Annotated in this window: 6 protein-coding genes and 3 pseudogenes; 3 read left to right on the plus strand and 6 right to left on the minus strand. The window is 58.2% G+C overall.

Annotated features, from left to right (window positions below):
- Positions 1–7 precede the first annotated feature (7 nt).
- Positions 8–275: pseudogene (locus BM267_RS16875) on the plus strand (IS3 family transposase); the annotation flags it as partial.
- Positions 276–574: 299 nt separating this feature from the next.
- Here BM267_RS16875 and BM267_RS16990 read toward each other — a convergent pair.
- The 6 genes and pseudogenes from BM267_RS16990 to guaB form a co-directional block, all read right to left on the minus strand.
- Positions 575–661 (minus strand): annotated as a pseudogene (locus BM267_RS16990) (SEC-C metal-binding domain-containing protein); the annotation flags it as partial.
- Between the two features lie 2,374 nt (positions 662–3,035).
- Positions 3,036–4,745 (minus strand): hypothetical protein, encoded by a 1,710-nt coding sequence (locus BM267_RS04170; protein WP_074777724.1) that lies wholly within the window; start codon positions 4,743–4,745, stop codon positions 3,036–3,038.
- 55 nt (positions 4,746–4,800) lie between these two features.
- Positions 4,801–8,601, minus strand: a complete 3,801-nt coding sequence (locus BM267_RS04175; protein WP_074777722.1) for a hypothetical protein — start codon at positions 8,599–8,601, stop codon at positions 4,801–4,803.
- Positions 8,602–8,696: 95 nt separating this feature from the next.
- Positions 8,697–9,209: pseudogene (locus tag BM267_RS04180) on the minus strand (tyrosine-type recombinase/integrase); the annotation flags it as partial.
- Positions 9,210–9,486: 277 nt separating this feature from the next.
- The gene (guaA, locus tag BM267_RS04185; protein ID WP_036989401.1) at positions 9,487–11,064 is read right to left on the minus strand and encodes a glutamine-hydrolyzing GMP synthase; all 1,578 of its coding nucleotides are present in this window, start codon (positions 11,062–11,064) and stop codon (positions 9,487–9,489) included.
- Positions 11,065–11,144: 80 nt separating this feature from the next.
- Positions 11,145–12,617, minus strand: a complete 1,473-nt coding sequence (gene guaB / locus BM267_RS04190; RefSeq protein WP_036989399.1) for an IMP dehydrogenase — start codon at positions 12,615–12,617, stop codon at positions 11,145–11,147.
- 120 nt (positions 12,618–12,737) lie between these two features.
- Between guaB and xseA the strand changes: the two genes are divergently transcribed.
- A complete protein-coding gene (gene xseA, locus BM267_RS04195) occupies positions 12,738–14,117 on the plus strand; it encodes an exodeoxyribonuclease VII large subunit (RefSeq protein ID WP_036989395.1) in 1,380 nt (459 codons plus the stop codon).
- 87 nt (positions 14,118–14,204) lie between these two features.
- Positions 14,205–15,479 carry a mechanosensitive ion channel family protein gene (locus tag BM267_RS04200; protein ID WP_036989393.1) on the plus strand — a complete coding sequence of 425 codons (1,275 nt, stop codon included), beginning with the start codon at positions 14,205–14,207 and terminating at the stop codon, positions 15,477–15,479.
- The last annotated feature ends 178 nt before the right edge of the window (positions 15,480–15,657 follow it).

Consider the following 15,657-nt stretch of genomic DNA (forward strand, 5'->3'; position numbering starts at 1 on the left):
TACCCGTCACTACACTTGGTGGGCCGAGCCGAAGTCAGCGCGACCCGAGAATCTCTCGGGGTTGCCCGGCCTGATCACACACTTCTGGCTAGAAGCGCGGCGGTGCCTATGGCTACCGCAAAATCTTTCACAACCTGCGTGAGATCAGTGAGCTCTGTGGCAAACATATTGTTGCTCAACTAATGCGTCTGGACGGACCGCAGACGGGTTATCGGCGTCGTCCAGGCAGTTATGATGGCAAGCCTCCAATGGCCTCTCCGAATCATCTCGAGCGTTAAGTACTGGGCGGGTTACCGGCCCGCCCGGTGCTCCTACCAGTACAACCCCGCCGCCTCGGCGAATGCTGACCGCTGATTGCTGCCGCCCTTCACCTCAATGCTTGGGATGGACTCAATCAGTCGGAGATAGTGCGAAAACTGGGTGTCGAACGGCAGGCCGTTTCGAAGGCTCTGAAGTCACTGACGTCAATCCCTCGGATGCTCCAGTTGAAGGATTAGAAACGCCAAGGAAAATTTTAGCGGCTAAAAACAAGCTCTATCCCTGAACGGGTTCCAGCCATCTGCGCTAACTATACCTATCGGCCATGACACCTCTTATATTTTTTGCCACCACCGCACGGACAGGGCTCATTTCGGCCGATTTTTTTGTCCCCGACAACAGGCATTACTTTTTCTTGCAGGCCAAGATTGACTGAACGCGCACGGTTAGCTACTCGCGCAGCGCCTTCGTAAATGTGGGCGTTTTCCTCTGTTCGCTCTTTCGGTATGTGGACTGAGAAAGACTGCGCTCGGTGATAAATACCATCGCCGCTAACTTCTGCCACGATGCCGATAACATTAGAAACCTTGAGGCTCAGCGCAGCCGCGCTGGCCTTGTCATTCACCTTGGTCCAGTCAATCAGCCGACCGTGTCGTTGAAGCCAAATGAAGAGCGACTCGCTATCTCCAGACAGAGTAAAGTAGCGAGCAGGATGCAGGTTCAGGGTTTGGCGAAGATCGGACAGCATCTTGGCCAAATCATTCCGACCCTCCCCTCCTAAGTTACGGATAGAGCTCTCAGCTAAAAGCCACCCACTCGCTCTGTTGCCGTCGAGTGCCCCAAGCAACTTCAACACCTCTTCCGGGAAGTCCTGTGTGGGAAACGGTCCACTTTCCCAGTCTTCACCCTCGAAGCTTCTGTCAATGATGTCACTCATGCCATCCCAGATAAGCATATTAACCTTATCGTCCTTCAATTCATCAGCGATGTCCTGATCAAATCGGTTCTTTTTCAGATACGCACCCAAGTGGTCGAATTCATCAAAGAGATGAGCTCTACGCATGCCGGCCACAGCCTGCCGTACTTCCATGTAGTGGATGAACTCGCCGGGTGTAGGTAGAAAACGCTTGAGAACAAATAACTCATCGATGGACAGCGAAACGAAGGCGTGCTGTCCAAGTAGCGGCTCAACCTGCGGTAGCTCCTTGCAGTATGTAGAAAAAGGAGAGAAGGACTCGACCGTCAGCCCAATCGGCACCATCACTCGGTAGACGGAGCGGCAGACACGAGCACATTCTTCGTATCTGCCGCCTGTCCGGTAGTAGAGCGGCACTTCATCCTCTGAATTCAGATAATTGAAGAAGCGCTCACATTGCTTGTAGGCTTTGAGTACCAGGTCCTGCACGGACTGAGCGTGGCGGCCGAAATCAAGCGCTGGTGATGCGATGGTCGCAGCAGCACCCGCTTTGGCTTCAACAAGAAACAGCACATCATCAATCAAGATGAGGGTGTCATTTTCGGACCATTGCTTGCTGGTGGGATCTTTATAATAAACTTCCTGGAAAACCTTGGCACCGGGAAGCTGAGCGGCCAGAATGTCGGAAAAGGCAGCTTCACTCATCTGCTTCTGTCTATCCTCGAAGGTCTTCCTATAATCCGGCTTTCGCTGAAGTAAATTATAAAGAAGCGCACGATACCCCGCGTCGCGGGTAAAACAAGGGTCGACGGCGTAGTAGTCCGATCCCAGCTGGATAAGAGGCTTCTTCCGAGCGGGCAGTGTCCGATAGGGGGTCCCCGAAAAATCCCCCACAGCGAAGAACTCGGTTTCTTCTCCGCGCTGATAGGCCAGATCAGCCAGTAGGGTCGGTGGCAGCCTCGTGTGACGACTTACATTGGCAACGCCGCCGCGAAACATGTCATCTATTGCTCGCCCAACGGTTTTCGACTGTTCTGCATTGGTCGCCATCCATGCCTCCATGACGTTTTCAAGAGGCTTGCTCTCCGCAGCAGCGAAAGCCTGAGCTGCCTCAAACTGCGCCATAATCTCCCGAACAGCCTCGGAGTGCCCCGTGCGCGTGGCGTCGGCCATAGCTTGGAAACCTTCCGCGATATCAGCGGCACCGACACCGTACACTTCTTTCAAGACATCATCGTGTGGCATCAACACGTAGCGGTAGAACTCACCTTCCAAAACTTGGTAGCGGTTGCCACGGAGCATAACCCAAGTGGATTTCACGCGGAATTCAATGTCGGCCGTATCCGGACCAAAGACTCCGTCTTTGGTATTGGCAGACGTGACCATGGCAAAAAACATGGCCTTCTCTCGAAGTTTTCGACCAAGCTCATACAGCTCGGTGCATCGGGCTTCGTCGAACGTTACGTTTACAGGATCAGCATCTGACGCGAGCACCGCATGCACATACTCCAGCAGGAACTGGTTTTCATTGATCAAGTCGTTCGGACCGTCTTCTGCGCGTTGCTCCTCGGCAGCGCTTTGGTCTGCCAGCGCTTTCATCATATGCTGGGCGTAAATGTAGCCGAGCAGATCATGCGGAGGCATCGCGACTATCAGCTCGCGCATGGAGGCGGATATGGCTTCCATGTCCTTCAACAGGGAAGCAGCGACCTCTTTCTGTTTTTTATCGTACATAGCTACTTATGCCTGATGTTTCTGAATCCGCCAGTCGGCCGGGAGGGGCCGAACCCGCGGGGGCACAAAACGCACCCACTTGTTTGTAGAGTCGCGGTTAGCCTAGGACGCGCCGATGCGCAGACTTTCAAGGATTGAGAGCTTCCACATCCAGAGCCAGTAGTACGGCGTCGAAAGCCTTGTCGCACTCACCCACCAACCACTTGAAGTGAGCGCGCAGCGTCCCGTGGGTGGATCGTGCTAGCCTTTCCTCTTTGTCCTTCTCAATGACCGAACTGTGAGCCCGGAGCGTGCTCCGCAGTCCGTGCAACCTTGAAAACGGCGTGAGCGTGGTCATGGCCTGGCCCTCGGACAGTCCGGTGGCAACCAGAATCGCCCCCAGAACCCGAAGCGACGCCCAACTGGACTCCGCTTTTGCGCCCTTGTCTTCCAGGACCTTGCGCAATGGCTTGAGTAGGAACCCCTCGACCACCAACTGGTCAAGAGCCATGATCTCGTTGGCCCACTCGAACGTCGAATCGGTTGCCGGATAGCGGGTGGCATCGAGATGCTCGGGGCTCCGGGGCAGCCACCATGCGGGCGGCGCGTCGTTGAGTTTTCCGATCTTGTATTTCAAAAGGTGGAGCGGGTCGTACTCCAAGCTGAACTCGCCCATGATGTCGTTTTCATGGGCGCGCTTCGAGATGGGGCCCTTCGGCCACTCGTTGAACGACTGCCAGTAGCGCTGCTCTTCAATCGGCAGGCGTGCGAGATCCCCGATGTAGGCGTGCACCTGCCCTGCTTCGTTGATGTCGTAACCCTTCAGATGCCACGCGTTGCGGCAGCTGATCGTGCGGTCATTGAGGGTATACTTCTCGGGGTCAGACTTGAAGCGATGCAGGACATCCGCTCGGAAGAAAGCGGGTGAAATTTCCCACGGAAGGTCCGATTCCTGAAAGTAGTTTGAGAGGAACTCGGGAGCGCAGGACGTCTCAACCTCTACGCAATTCTTGCGATCAAAGATCTTAAAGATCGCGTATTCGCGCTTGGTCGGGTTCGACTCTTCCTTCCACTCGTCGATCAGTTGCTGCAGTGGGATAGCGGAGCGGACGATCATCCGGCCGTTTACGTAGCTGGCATTGGCGATGCCACCACCGTGATAGAAGAGGTCAGGAGTCCGTCGGTCAATTCGGTCGTGATCGCCCCAGCCGTTGAAGCTGCCCGGGACAAAGCGCGTGAAGTCGAACAGGAACACCAACGCCATGTCCGCCAGCGTCATGTACGTCGAGAGATCTCTAGCGAGAATTGTGACGGCCGTGAGGCTTTCGCGGCCGTTTCCGAGGTCAGCTCGCAGGACGCGGATCACATCCTCGATATCGCCGTGGCCATCGAGCCGGCAGTAGGCATTGCGCTCGGATACGAAGTGTAGGCCGAGGGAATGTACCAGTTTCTGGTTCAACTCGAGGGGACTCTCTCCCTTTTGCACGCCGTGAAACGTTCGGCGGAAGATCAGCTTCTCGCCACCAGAGAGCGACTTGCCCGCATGCCTCAGCGGCGGATCAAGGTAAACCTTGTGACCTTCACCGCCTCCGTAGCTCTTCTGGATTACCCAGCTCTCGTCAGTCTGGACAAAGCCGCGCATCAAGTCTTCCTGGTCTGCAGGCGTCACCTGCTTAGCAGGAGCGAGCACACCGTGTATCAAGACGGCCGGGCCACTTGCGTAGATGACGATTTCCTCGCTCTGCGCATTCGCCTTGAGGAACGCGACCGAATCTTCTGCGCCGACGAGCCAGTTGGCGGCTGTGCCAGCTGGAGCCTGCGCGAGGGCTTTTAGCCTCGCCATGAGTCGATGGGTCATATGGAAGCAGCCTTTGCAGTCAGGAGTACGGTGGGATTGCTTGGATTTGACAGGCTCAAGGCAGGCCTGCGACCATGAATAGCTCGGTCTTTAGCCAAGAATCCAACGTCGAAATTCTCACAAAGTGGGTCGACACAGGGTAGGGAGGGTGAACCATCCAGTAGTAGATGTCCCTGCTGACGTAGAGTTCGACATAGCGCTCTGGAGCGTTGGCGGGCTTTGGCCATCCGAGGAGCTCCAATATCCGGGTTCGGTGCTGCTCCAAGAAGGCACCTCTGCGGAGTACCTTTCCGATCTGGCCCTTGTCCCCCTCCTTGCGCCCAAAGATCTTGTCGCGAATCCGGCGACCGTCCTTCATTGTATAGAACGGCTGGTTGTACTTGCACTCGACCGCGACCATGAGATTGTGGCCGGGCCAATACGCGAGGGCGTCGAAGTCGCCAACATCTTCGAATCCTTCGGTTCGAAACTTCCGGTAGAAGTCGATGCCCCGCGCGACAAACGGGGTATGCCGGCGGAAGATCTCTTCATTGCGGAATTCCAGCCGCCTCTCGATGCCGGCCTTCACCTGCCGAACGACGGGCTCGATGTTAGGCCAACCGAAATCGGCAGGCAAGTAGCCATCGCGAACCGAGGACATCCAATTGAACATGCAGCGACTCGCCGTCTCCGCGCCCCATCTCAGCTCATCACCGACCTGCACCAGTGGCCGGATGGCGTATCGGTGAACACGCTTGCTGTGTTCCCAGTAGGGCACCTCCGCCTCTTGGACATCTCGGCCGGCGAGGCGCAGAAGCCCAGTCTCTGAGAGGGTCAGGAATGCAACGATGCGCTCTGCCTTTTCCTGTTCAAGGTCCTTGATCTCGGCGACAAGCTTCCCTGCCAGTTTGTCTGGACTGGCGCCGTAAGAAAGCGATAGCTCCTTGGCGAAACCGTGGTGCTGAGCTTGGGCCAGCACGGACAGGGAGGTGATCAGGTCCGACAGGTTGAATCCAAGGTCGGTCTCAAAAGCGTAGTTGAAATCGGTTGACTCCGACAGGGCCTCCGACTCTCCCTCAACCGCGTCCTTGGGGTTTTCACCCTGGCCAAGGCGTGTCTTAGCGTACTCGCGTGCGAACCGAGCCTCCCGGTCGTTGGAGCTGTCGGAGTAGAAGACCTCCGGGATGAACGAATCGTTGATGGCGACGCCTGCAACATCGACCCCGTTGTGGAGGACGTCGCTAGCTCCTGCAAGCGACATGAGCCAGTCAGTTTTACCGAGCAGCTCACGCAACACATTGGGAGTGACCTCGCCGGGCCCAGATACCGTATTGCTGACAGCCTTCTCCAACAGGTATCGGTAGTGACGGGCTAAAGTGCCGTATTGCTCGCGCGCCTTTTCAACAGCATCAACTCGATCGTATTCCACCTCGTGAGACAGGCTCTGGCGGGCTCTTTCAATCCTTCCACGCTCGGTGGCTAGCAGCGCATCGTGTTGTTCGATGCACGCTCGAATCAGCTGAAGTCGGTCGATCTGTGCGAGCCGTCCTTCGATGCGAAGCCTGAACTGAGCGCTGGCCAGGTCAATTTTCTCTTTTGCTTTCGACAGCGCGTATCGGCCAGGTTCCAGCCCCAGGTCTCGGATTACCTCTGCGAGTTGCTTGCGAGCCAGCTTGTAGTCTGACATCCTCGGAATGACGACCGGTGGGTGGGCGGGAACATCGACGCGCCGAGTGGCAACTCGCAGCGTGTACCGAGCGAGCTTCCCCCACGTTGAAAGAACCTCTTCCTCCAGGCCCGCCGGGAGTGTCATGTCGAGGGCGTCATGGCTCTTGCGTATCGTTTCCGCAAGGCACTGCACCTCAAAACTCCCGTCGGTAGCGCCGGTCAAGCCAGCAAGCACCGCACGAAGATCAACATCGAGGTAAATGACTGCAGCTCTGCCCAAACTCCCTTCGGCAGCAGTTACGACCGGACCCACACTCTTAGGCGTGCCAAAGTCCCCGTCGTCATTGCCGATGACGGTGCTGGATGCGCTGCGTTTGCAGACGAACAGAACTTGGTCCAACTGGAACAGTGGCGCGGTAGCCAGTAGCCCACTGCATCGAAAAGAGCTGTCGGCGAGGATCTGGATGAACAGGTCGATCATGCGCCCATCTTCTAGGTCTAGGTCGTCCTTGATTTCCAGCAAAGCTTGAACAGTGCAATTACCGATCAGGGTGGAGTAGGCGATGAGCTTGCGGCTGCGCGATTTCATCTCTATGACGCCTTCCGTCCCTCCACTTAGTAGCCAGCCGGATGTGCGGTCGGGAAAGATGCGAGGGGCACGCGACCAGAAATCCGCTAGTAACTTGAACCGCCAGGATGTGCCCCAGCTTGGGTCAAGACAAATCATCGTAGGCTCAATGGCGCCATCAACCAGCACCTCGTCAGTGTCCTTGAATGAAGCGAATAGATCGGCAGGTCCGCTGGAAAAGGGAGTTAAGACCGATCGTTGCCTATCGCAAAAAGCCCAGTAACGCTGCAGATCCTCCAGATCCGTCAGGCTGTCGAAGATGGTGATCAAATCCGCTAGCGGCAGGAGTCGCAGGGGTTTTTCAGGAAGGTTGAGCATTCCTGCAGAGGTGCCCGCCAAAGTAGGAGCGAGGATGATGTGCAGTTCATCAGCTGATGGGCCATTAATACCATCCTTCGAGAGCAGGATCTCTGGGCCTCCAACGATCTTGAAACGAATGTTCTTTGCCTGTCGGGCCTTGGCTAAAACGGCGACGGCGATCGCCGACTGCTTGTCGAGCAGATCATGATCGCAAGCGCAAACAAGATACACACCTGCCGCCGCGGAGGTCACACTGCTGATGGGAAGCTCTCTGCATACATCGCTGTCAAGAACCAACATCACCGGGCCTTGCAGCGTGCCATCAAAGCGCTCGAAGACAAACCGGCCCAGCCTACGGTGCACTTCATGGCTAACACTCGCTGCGCTCTTCTTTGCCCAATGATCTACGACCGTCCCAGCAGCACTCCGTACTGCCATCGGATACCAGGTCCCGGCGACATGAACGCCTAAGAAGGGAACTGCATCGCCAGCAAATGCTGCGTTGCCGAACGACTCCCACGTCAGCGGCGCCTTATAGCCACCGACTTCCCCGTCGAGAGCGCTTCCCGCACGTTGCCGCCAAACGGCACTCTGTTGATCGATGTTCTGCAGCACATTCATACACGAGAGCCAGAAATCTTCGGGGGGAGGCTCTACATGGCCACATTCCGCATCGACGACAGGGAGCTGCGCGAGGTGTGGAGTGGCTTCAATGATCAGTGCCTGCAGCGCGACGACCAAGTCCATCTGGGCCAGGGCGTCGGGCACATCAGCGTAGGTGATTCGAAAGGCCTCAATGAAGTCTGGCACTCGCTCAATGCTACTGCCGTAGAAGACCGGTACAAACCGGCCGCCGAGGTCCACCCTGGTCTGCCCCCAATCCGCTTCAGGAGAGAAGTCTTCAAGCGTAGGAAAGTGGGGCCAGATTGCATAAAGAGCTGCGACGAACAGTTGGAAGTCAGCATAGCTCTTGATTCTTCTACCACCTCGGCCTTGGAGCGGGGTGTCCAGGAATACGCACCATGCGAACGCATTTTTGACGTGACTGCCTGCATTTGCCGGCCAGAGCTCGGACACGCCAATCGCAAGCGCTACATCTGAGGCGTCGTACTGGCTGAGGAGAGCGCGGGTCTGCCTCACTTGGACAAGGAAGGCGTCCTTCAGCTGTTTGCGTTCGCCAAACTGGTCGTGCCTGCTCATCATCTGACTGAGCAGGATATCAAGCTCCCCCCCGCTCTCGGCAAGTCGGCGCTCACGCTTCTCTCTTGATTTTCTGCCCAAAAGACCTCCTTGGTCTTTTCAAGGCTCACCTGCTGGCGAGTTCTGGCTCTTACCGCGCGCTGAGGTAATATTAGCGCCGCAGCGCATATTTTCCCCTTCTGGCCGCGCTCGATTGCCCAGCGATACACGTTTAATACGATTTCGCGCACGTGAACGGCGGTGGCCGGTGCGCCCCGCTCAACGATGGTATCGGTCAGTGCCCGCAAGTCCTCATGGGTAATTTCGGCCAGCTTCTGATTGGCAAATTTCGGTTTTAGCTCGCGTGCATAGACTGAGCGACGCATGCCGCGGGTGGAGCCGGCCATCTGGTACCCCCGCAACCACTTCTCCGCCCAGGCACCAAACGCCTCTGCATCTTTCACCCGTGCCTTGTCACCGGCCTTCTCCTTGGCCGGTGACTTGCCCGCCGCGACCATCTTCTTGGCGTCCCCTAATTGTTCTCGGGCTTCGGCCAAGGTGATGGTCTCCTGCCTACCATTAACCGAGTAGTTGTAGCGGAACGAAATGGAACCGGCCGGAGTGACAGCCACATAGAGGCCATCTCGGTCATTCACCTTATAGAGCTTGTCCCTAGGCTTGAGATTGCGCAGCTTGGTATCGGTCAGCATATACCTTGTCCTTTACCGGCTTTGATACCAAGTTGAAAGAAACCAGATAAATAGCTTAATTTCCCAAAAAAACGAGCATGTTAATCAAATCTAATACCATGCGATCATAGGAAAACATCACATGGTATCGAAGCCGATAGTACCAGCTTTAATGCCACGCTCAAACGATGCTTGGCGCTTCCGCTTGTTGCCAGACATAAAAACAAAAAAGCCCGCAATTACGCGGGCTTCAGAGCATTTTATGCCCATCAGGTGTCTCGCTGTGCCAGACGCGGGATCACTCCCACTCAATCGTCGCCGGCGGCTTGCTGGAGATATCGTAGGTGACCCGTGACACACCGCTGATTTCGTTGATGATGCGGTTGGAAACGGTTTCCAGGAACTCGTAGGGCAGGTGCGCCCAGCGAGCGGTCATGAAGTCGATGGTTTCCACCGCACGCAGGGCGATGACCCATTCGTAGCGGCGGGCGTCACCGACCACACCGACCGACCTGACCGGCAGGAATACGGCGAAGGCCTGGCTGGTCTTGTGGTACAGGTCAGCCTTGCGCAGCTCTTCGATGAAGATGTGGTCGGCGCGGCGCAGGATGTCGGCGTATTCCTTGCGCACTTCAGCGAGGATACGCACGCCCAGGCCCGGACCGGGGAACGGGTGACGGTAGACCATGTCGTAGGGCAAGCCCAGTTCCAGACCGATCTTGCGCACTTCGTCCTTGAACAGTTCACGCAGCGGCTCGACCAGTTCGAAGGCCATGTCTTCCGGCAAGCCGCCAACGTTGTGGTGAGACTTGATCACATGGGCCTTGCCCGTCTTAGCGCCGGCCGATTCGATCACGTCAGGATAGATGGTGCCTTGGGCCAGGAACCGGACATCCTGTAGCTTGGTCGCTTCCTCGTCGAACACTTCGATGAAGGTGCGGCCGATGACCTTGCGCTTGGCCTCCGGATCGGTCACGCCGAGCAGGCGGGACAGGAATTTCTCTTCGGCATTGGCGCGAATCACCTTGACGCCCATGTTCTCGGCGAACATGGCCATGACCTGCTCGCCTTCGTGCAGACGCAGCAAGCCGTTGTCGACAAAGACGCAGGTCAGCTGATCGCCGATGGCGCGGTGCAGCAGCGCGGCAACCACCGAGGAATCGACACCGCCAGACAGGCCAAGCAGCACCTTGGCGTCGCCCACCTGGGCACGCACGGTGGCGATGGCATCTTCAACGATGTTGGCCGGCGTCCACAGCGCTTCGCAGCCGCACAGCTCGAGAATGAACCGGGACAGGATCCGCAGCCCCTGCTTGGTGTGGGTCACTTCCGGGTGGAACTGCACGCCGTAGAAATGACGAGCGTCGTCACCCATCGCTGCGATGGCGCAGCTCGGCGTGCTGGCCAATACCTTGAAACCGTCCGGCAGTTCGATGACCTTGTCGCCATGGCTCATCCAGACGTCCAGGTTCAGCACACCGTCATCGGCTACCGCATCCTCGATTCCATCGAGGAAACTGCTCTTGCCAACCAGATCAACCCGCGCATAACCGAACTCGCGCTCTTCGGAACCCTGCACCGCGCCACCCAGCTGGGCAGCCATGGTCTGCATGCCGTAGCAGATACCCAACACCGGCACCGCCAGCTCGAACACGACCTGAGGCGCGCGCGGGCTGCCGTTCTCGGTAACGGACTCGGGACCGCCGGCCAGGATGATGCCCTTGGGTGCGAACTCGCGGATAGCCGCTTCGTCCATATCCCAGGCGTGGATTTCACAGTAAACGCCGATTTCACGTACGCGCCGTGCAATCAGTTGAGTGTACTGGGAACCGAAATCCAGGATCAGGATGCGGTGAGCGTGAATGTCATGGGACATGGTGTGTTCTCGATAAAGTAAGAGCTGCGAGTTACAAGCGGCGCCCGAAGACGCCACTTGTGGCTGATGACTGAACCGGATCAGCTGACCCGGTAATTCGGCGCTTCCTTGGTGATCTGCACGTCATGCACGTGGGATTCGCTCATGCCGGCCCCGGTGATGCGGACAAATTCGGGCTTGGTGCGCATCTCTTCGATGCTGCCGCAGCCGGTGTAGCCCATGGAAGCACGCAGCCCCCCCATCAACTGGTGCAGTATCGCCGCCAGCGCACCCTTGTAGGGGACGCGGCCTTCGATGCCTTCGGGTACCAATTTCTCGGCACCGGCGCCGGCGTCCTGGAAGTAACGGTCTGCCGAGCCACCGCTGGCATTGGCCATCGCACCCAGCGAACCCATGCCGCGGTAGGCTTTGTAGGAACGACCCTGGAACAATTCGACCTCACCCGGGGCCTCTTCGGTACCGGCAAACATCGAGCCCATCATCACTACCGATGCGCCAGCGGCAATGGCCTTGGCCAGGTCGCCGGAGAAGCGGATACCACCATCAGCAATCAGTGGCACACCGGTATCCTTCAGAGCCGCGGCAACGTCGGCAATCGCGGAGATCTGCGGCACGCCAACCCCGGCAACGATGCGGGTGGTGCAGATGGAGCCCGGGCCGATACCCACCTTGACCGCATCGGCGCCAGCGGCAGCCAACGCCAGAGCAGCGGCACCGGTAGCAATGTTGCCGCCGACCACCTGAATGTCCGGAAATGCCTGCTTGACCCAGCGAACCCGCTCGATCACGCCCTTGGAATGGCCGTGGGCGGTATCGACGATGATCACGTCAACCCCGGCCTTGGCCAGAGCAGTTACCCGCTCCTCGGTATCAGCGCCCGTGCCGACAGCCGCACCAACTCGCAGCCGGCCCTGCTCATCCTTGCTGGCCAGCGGATAGGCCTTGGCTTTCTCGATGTCGTTGACCGTCATCATGCCTTTCAGGCGGAAAGCATCATCAACGACCAGCACCCGCTCGATGCGATGCTTGTGCAGCAGCTTGCGTACTTCGCCGGTGGAAGAGCCTTCCTTGACAGTGACCAGGCGTTCCTTGGGCGTCATCACGTCCCGCACTTTCGCGTCCAGACGGGTCTCGAAACGGATATCACGGGAGGTAACGATGCCGACCAGATCGTCGTTGTACAGCACCGGCACACCGGAGATGTTGTTCTGGTGGGTCAAGTCGAACAGGTCGGCTACGGTTGCATCGGCGCCGATGGTGATCGGATCCTTGACTACGCCGGCTTCGAACTTCTTGACCTTGCGTACTTCGTTGGCCTGCTGGTCGATGGTCATGTTCTTGTGAATGATGCCGATGCCGCCTTCCTGGGCCATGGAAATGGCCAGGCGAGCTTCGGTCACGGTGTCCATGGCCGCAGACACCAGCGGAATGCTCAGCTCGATCCCTCGGGTCAGACGCGTTTTGAGACAGACATCCTTGGGCAGCACTTCGGAGTAACCGGGCACCAGCAGAACATCATCGAAAGTAAGGGCTTCTTGGCGAATACGCAGCATAGCAGGGGCTCCCGAGCGGGAAAAATGGAAGCGCGTCATTATACCCATGCAGCCTGCGGTACTCAATTGGAATCATCACAATGCAGTATTCCGCCGGCCGCGAGCTGTTAAGATGCGCACATGAACAATGATGACGCTATTTTCCGACGGCTGGGCACAGAGCGCGAGGTACTCACCGTCAGCCAACTCAATGCCCGGGCACGCAGCCTGCTGGAAGACGTTTTTCCACGGGTCTGGGTGGAAGGCGAATTGTCGAACCTCGCCCGCCCTTCCTCCGGTCATCTGTACTTTACCCTGAAGGATAGCGGCGCCCAGGTGCGTTGCGCCCTGTTCCGACAGAATGCCGCGCGCATTCGGCTCGATCTGCGCGACGGCTTACTGGTACAGGCCCGCGGCCGGGTGAGTCTGTATGAAGGCCGCGGCGATTATCAGATGATCATCGACAGCCTGGAGCCAGCCGGCGATGGTGCTCTGCGCCAGGCTTTCGAGGCACTCAAGGCCAAGTTGCAGGGCGAAGGGTTGTTCGCCGCCGAAGGCAAGCGTCCGATGCCGACCCATCCCACTCGCATCGGCATCATCACCTCGCCCAGCGGCGCAGCGGTACGGGACATCATCAGCGTATTCGGCCGCCGTGCGCCTTTCATCGAGCTGGTCATCAGCCCTACCGCGGTACAGGGCCGCGATGCCGCGCCGCAGATCGTGCGTGCGCTGGAACGGGCTGACCGGGGTGGTTTCGATGCGCTGATCCTAGCCCGCGGCGGCGGCTCGCTGGAAGATCTCTGGCCCTTCAATGAAGAGCTGGTCGCCCGCGCCGTTGCCGCCTGCCGTACACCGATCATCAGCGCGGTAGGGCATGAAACCGATGTATCGATCAGTGACTTCGTCGCCGACCTGCGCGCACCCACCCCATCGGCGGCAGCAGAACTGCTGAGCCCTGACACCCAGGCCATGCTGGCCCAGCTGCAGCGCAGCCACCGTCAGCTGCAACAATGCATGAAGGTAAGATTGGCCCGCGACAACCTGCGCCTGGATAACCTGCGCCGGCGTCTGCGCCATCCCGGCGAGCGCCTGGCGCAGCAGGCCCAGCGGCTGGACGAACTGGAAATGCGCATGCAACGCGCCCTGCACCACCGCCTGCAACACCGCCGCCAGCGGCTGGAGCATCTGCAGGGTCGCTTGCAGCACCAGCATCCCGGCCGGCGCCTGGCGCTGCTCGGCGAACGCCTCGAACAACTGCAGCTGCGCCTGCCGCGCAGCATGCAACAGCGCCTGCAGCAGCATCGCCAGCAGTTGGGTAACGCCGCGCAGACCCTGCAGCTGGTCAGCCCCCTGGCCACCCTGGGCCGCGGTTACAGCATCCTGCTGGACGAGCGCGGCCAGGCAATTCGCAGTCGCAATGAAACCCGCCCCGGCCAGCAGCTGAAGGCGCGGCTCCACGACGGCCAATTGACCCTGCGCGTCGAGGAAGAGCAACCACATACCCTGCCACTGCTGGACTGAGTCGGCACAGCAATCGTCATCCGTCTTTGCTAGGATGGCCGGCGCCGCACCCTGCGGCGCCAAACCCACTCCATAATTGGGAATGTCATGGAATCGCAATACAACGACGTCATCAACTGGCTGGAAGATTATCCCCAGCTCTATACCCTGCTCGCGCTCACCGCCCTGATCCTCGGCGCCTGGATCGCCAACTGGATCGTCAAGCGCATCCTGATCCGCGGCCTCATGCACCTACTGCGCTCCACGCCAGTGGGCAACGACCGAGCGCTACATGATTCCCATGTCATTTCCCGGCTGGCCAATATTGTCCCGGCGCTGATTCTGTCCATCGGTATCGGCGTGATTCCCGGCCTGTCCGAGACGCTGATCACCATCGTGCGCAACGTATGTGGCGCGTTCATCATTCTCACTATCGCCCTGGCTATCGCCAGTGCGCTGACGCTCGTCAACACCATTTACGAACGTCGTCCCAAGGCACGGATGAAGCCCATCAAGGGCTACATTCAGGTGATCAACATTGTCATCTATTCGATCGCCACCATCCTGATCATCGCCACGCTGATCGACCGCTCGCCGCTGATTCTGCTCTCCGGTCTGGGTGCCATGGCAGCCGTGTTGATGTTGATCTTCCAGGACACTTTGCTATCGCTGGTCGCCAGTGTGCAGATCAGCTCCAACGATATCGTGCGGGTGGGCGACTGGGTGGAAATGCCCGCGCTGAGCGCCGATGGTGATGTGATTGATATCTCCCTGCACACCGTCAAGGTGCAGAATTGGGACAAGACCATCACGACCATTCCGACCAAGCGCCTGATCAGCGACCCGTTCAAGAACTGGCGGGGCATGCAGGAGTCCGGCGGTCGGCGCATCAAGCGCAGCCTCATGCTTGATCAGCAGAGCGTGCATTTCCTGGACGATGACGAGTGCCAACATCTGCACCGCTTCCGGTTACTGAGCGATTACCTCAAGGACAAACAGACCGATATCGATGATTGGAACCGCCAGTTGCAGGAACAAGGCCAGGAGCCGGTGAACACGCGTCGAATCACCAATATCGGCACCTTCCGCGCCTATGTTGATCGCTACCTGCGCAGCCACCCAGGCATTCATCAGGAAATGACGCTGATGGTCCGCCAGCTCGCGCCCACACCCGACGGCCTGCCGATGGAACTGTATTGTTTCACCAATACCGTGGCCTGGGTCGCCTATGAGGGAATCCAGTCGGATATCTTCGATCATCTGCTGGCGATCCTTCCGGAATTCGGCTTGCGTGTATTCCAGCATCCGAGCGGCGATGATCTGCGGCACATGAATCTGCCCCAGCGTACTTCCTCGGAGGCTGGCGTCACGTCGCTGGGCTGAGGATCACCGGCGCGCCTGACCGGGCGCGCCGGATTCTGGCGTAGGAAGCGGAAAAACGACACTTCCGAGCAACCAGAAAGCCGAATCCACTCCTGAATCAGCAGAATATTGCTTTTTCTTCGCCCTTATTGCCATCAAACCTACATAGTCGTAAAGTTTTCAGCATGAAAACACCACA

The sequence above is a fragment of the Halopseudomonas bauzanensis genome, from assembly GCF_900114735.1.
Lineage (GTDB): Bacteria > Pseudomonadota > Gammaproteobacteria > Pseudomonadales > Pseudomonadaceae > Halopseudomonas > Halopseudomonas bauzanensis.